3 protein-coding genes and 1 pseudogene are annotated in these 3,883 nt (G+C 58.3%); all 4 read left to right on the top strand.

Annotated elements, in window-relative coordinates; translation table 11 throughout:
• Positions 1-74: 74 nt before the first annotated feature.
• Positions 75-686, top strand: a pseudogene (locus WFP39_RS15140) (flavin monoamine oxidase family protein); the annotation flags it as partial.
• Complete coding sequence (locus WFP39_RS15135; RefSeq protein WP_336920665.1) at positions 679-1,134, top strand: c-type cytochrome; 456 nt, start codon at positions 679-681, stop codon at positions 1,132-1,134. The pseudogene WFP39_RS15140 and the gene WFP39_RS15135, both read left to right, overlap by 8 nt.
• Positions 1,135-1,185: 51 nt before the next feature.
• On the top strand, positions 1,186-3,198 hold the full coding sequence (locus WFP39_RS15130; RefSeq protein WP_377923188.1) for an oxidoreductase: 2,013 nt from the start codon (positions 1,186-1,188) through the stop codon (positions 3,196-3,198).
• A 234-nt stretch (positions 3,199-3,432) separates the two neighbouring features.
• A partial coding sequence (locus WFP39_RS15125) for a helix-turn-helix domain-containing protein (RefSeq protein WP_336920663.1) occupies positions 3,433-3,883 on the top strand: 451 nt, incomplete at its 3' end.

Below are 3,883 nucleotides of genomic sequence, written 5' to 3'. Positions count from 1 at the left end.
CTTCGTCACTACGACGAAGCCCCAACCCTCCTTAAATCACAACCTCAAATCTGTGCCATTGGTGCTGACGGGGGACAGACGGAAGCAATGTCACCATTCGCACAGCCGATGGAGAAGAAATCGAAGTGCGTGCGGCGGTGCTGACGCTGCCGACCAAGGTCTATCCTGATATTGATTTCAAGTCGGGTCTATCCGCGGAAAAGCAGGCATTCATTGCCAACGCCGAGGGTTGTGAAGGTGCGACAATGTACATGCACCTCAACGAAAATCTCGGGAACACCTTCGCATTTTGCGATGATCCCAATCCGTTGAATGCCATTCAGACCGAAGAATTCAGCGATGAGGAAGGTACTGTCCTGAAAGCGACCCTGGGCCGCCAGTCGCTGATCGACCTGAATGATTTTGACGCGGTCGTGGACGAGCTCCGAAAGATCCATCCCAATGCCGATGTAACCGAGATTGCGCCCTACAACTGGCTTGATGATCCGTTTTCCAAGCAAGGCTGGCCTTCCTACAAGGTCGGCTGGTTCTCGAAATACAAGGATATGGCCAAGCCCGAGGGGCGGCTGTTCTTTGCCGGGTCTGCGACTGCAGATGGCTGGCACGAATATATCGATGGCGCTGTTGAAAGCGGCATTCGCGCCACGCGCGAACTCAATGAAATGCTGGAGCAGGAAGATGCGTAATATGATCACTGCGGGCATTGTTGCCTGCGCAATGGCCTTGACTGGCTGTTCGCAGAGCGGCGATGCCCCTGACGAAGGGCAGATGATCGCACAAGAGCAGGCCCAGGTGGCCGCGCTTGAGGGTGACGCCGAGTTGGTCGAACGTGGAGAGAGACTGTTCAGCAGCTGCAGCGTTTGCCACTCGATCGATTCCGATGTGCCTTCGCCTGCTGGCCCGCACCTAGAGTTCGTTGTTGGACGGGGCGTGGGCGGCGTGGAGGATTATCCTTACTCGCCAGCCCTCACTGGTTCCGCCGATCTCTGGACGGTGGACAATCTCGGGAACTTCCTGCGCAATCCGCAGGAGGCCTATCCGGGCACGGCCATGGCGTTTGCCGGGATTGAGGATGATGCCGACCGTCAAGCGGTCATTGCCTATCTCGCGACGCTGACGGGCAGCGACGAGTAAGACGCGGGCGAACACAGTTTCGCCCAAGATGTCATGATTTGAGGTGTGAAGATGACGACACTTGATCCGCGTTATAACATCCTGTTCGAGCCGCTACAGATTGGCCCGGTGCGGACCAAGAACCGGTTCTATTCCGTTCCGCATGCGATTGGCATGGGAATGGTCGGGATGGACGGCATGATCGCTTTTCGCGCAGCCCGTGCAGAGGGGGGTTGGGGCGTAATCTGCGTCGAGGAGACCATGATCCACGAAACTTCGGATCATGCGCCGCTGAAGACGCCCGAACTGTTTCTTGATGAGCACATTGCGCCGACGGCCCGACTGGTCGAAGCCATCAAGGCACATGGTGCGCTGGCCGCAACCGAACTGGCGCATGTCGGTTCGTCCGGTGTCGCTTGGCAGGCGAGGGCACATCCACTTTCATCCTCGTCCAAGTTCCCCCACTATCATATCAATCCGATCACGGCGCGCACCGTAGACAAGAAGGACATTGCCGCTTTCCGTCAGTGGTATGTAGATGCCGCCTTGCGCGCGAAGAGCGCCGGGTATGATATTGTCTACGTCTACTGTGCGCACGACCTGTCGCTGCTCCAGGACTTCCTCGTTACCAACACGAACAAGCGGACGGACGAGTATGGAGGCGTGTTTGAAAACCGCGTGCGCCTGCTCAAGGAAACTTTGAGCGACGTGAAAGACGCGGTAGGGGGCTCTTGCGCTGTCGCTGTACGATTTGCGGTTGAAGAGCGACGTTGGCAATCGAACCTGAATATCCGCGATGATGGTCGCCGGGTGATTGAGACCTTGGCCGATGTTCCTGACCTTTGGGATGTCAACGTATCGGATTGGTCCTTTGACAGCGGTAGTTCGCGCTTTTTCGAAGAAGGTCAGCAAGAGCCTTTCATTAATTTTGTGAAGCAGGTGACGGACAAGCCGGTGGTTGGCGTCGGTCGCTTTACCTCTCCCGATGCGATGGTGCGCCAGATCAAGAGCGGCATCCTGGACCTGATTGGTGCCGCAAGGCCATCCATTTCCGACCCCTTCCTGCCTAACAAGATCCAGGAAGGGCGGATTGAAGACATTCGAGAATGCATTGGCTGCAACGCCTGCATCGCCGAGTTGAACCACTATACGCGCGTACGTTGCACCCAGAATCCCTCGGCTGGCGAAGAGCACCTGCAGGGCTGGCACCCGGAGGACTACCCCGCCGCACACGATGCCAGCCAGAGCATTCTGGTAATTGGTGGTGGACCTGCCGGACTGGAAGCTGCCACGACCCTGGGCAAGCGTGGTTACAGCGTGACGCTCGCAGATGCCGGGACCGAATGGGGCGGCAGGCTGGTGCGCGAACAGAAGTTGCCGAGATTGAGCGCCTGGGGCCGCGTGGTCGACTATCGGCTCAGCCAGATGCAGCAAATGACCAATGTTGATCTATATCTCGACAGCAGGCTGTCGGCAGAGGATGTCGTTGGTTTTGAAGCAGATCATGTGATCGTGGCGACGGGTGCGAAATGGCGCGGTGACGGGCTTGGTCGCAACCATCATGATGCGATACCCGGGCATGAGCTCGATCATGTCTTTACGCCGGAAGACATCCTCAATGGCCGGCTGCCAGAGGGTGAAGTCATCGTCTATGACGAGGACTATTACTACATGGCATCTTCGATCGCGGAACTGCTTGCGGCGGCCGGCTGCAAGGTCACCTTTGTCACGACTGCCAGCGATCCTGTGCCGTGGACGGCCATGACGCTGGAGATGGGCCATGTGATCAAGAGCATGAACGAAAAGGGCATCGAAATCGTGGTTGGTCATTCGATTGCTGCGATCGAATCCGGCGCGGTAAGCCTGACACGTGAGTTGACGAAAGAGGAAGGCAAAAGATCAGCCGATGCAGTGGTCCTTGTTACCGGCCAGCTCTCGGACGATGCGCTGTATCACGAACTCGACAGTCTTCGCGATGAAGGCAAGATCAAGTCGCTTGAACGCATAGGAGACTGCCTGGGACCGGGACAGATCGCCCAGGCGATTTTCGACGGACGCAAGGCCGGCATGAACTTCGGCAAGTAAAGGCGATGTTCTAAAGGGCACCGTGGCTGAGGTCGGCCGTGGCCTAGCCGTGCGGGCTGGCTGCACTGGCGACGCTAAAGTCTTCCTGCTCAAGCACTGTCCCCCGTCAGCACCAATGGCACAGATTTGAGGTTGTGATTTAGAGCGGTTTCCACACGTTCTGAATCGCTGGGGATTCCCTTTGCGTCGGCGTTGTGATTCAGACTTCCTGCTGGTGGCAGGAGGCCAGCATGGATGGCACAAACGCTTTCACAGGATCTTCGGGACCGGGTTGTCGCAGCGATTGATAGCGGGCTGAGCTGCCGTGCGGCAGCGGCTCGCTTCGGGGTCAGCGTGTCTAGCGCGATCCGCTGGCGGCAACGTGCGCTGGCGCATGGCCAGGCAGTGGCCAAGCCGCGCGGCGGAGACCGGCATTCGGGCAAGATCGAGGCGCACGGCGGCTTCATCCGGGAGTTGATTGCCGAGCAGGGAGACATGACCCTGGTAGAGGTTCAGGCGCGACTGATCGAGCGCGGCGCTCCGGTTGGGATCGGCACGGTGCACCGGTTCTTTGTGCGTCACGGGATCACGCGCAAAAAAAGACCGGGCACGCGATCGAACAGGACCGTTGACCTGCCCCCCGCTGGTCCCGCGGTCATAACGAGAGTCCACCGGTTTGATATTCGTGCTGCGCCACCGGCACAAG

Origin of the sequence: Alteraurantiacibacter lauratis, assembly GCF_037154155.1 — a bacterium.
GTDB lineage: Bacteria > Pseudomonadota > Alphaproteobacteria > Sphingomonadales > Sphingomonadaceae > Alteraurantiacibacter > Alteraurantiacibacter lauratis.
Note: the sequence above shows the minus strand (reverse complement) of the source record. Positions and strands in the feature narration are given on the sequence as shown.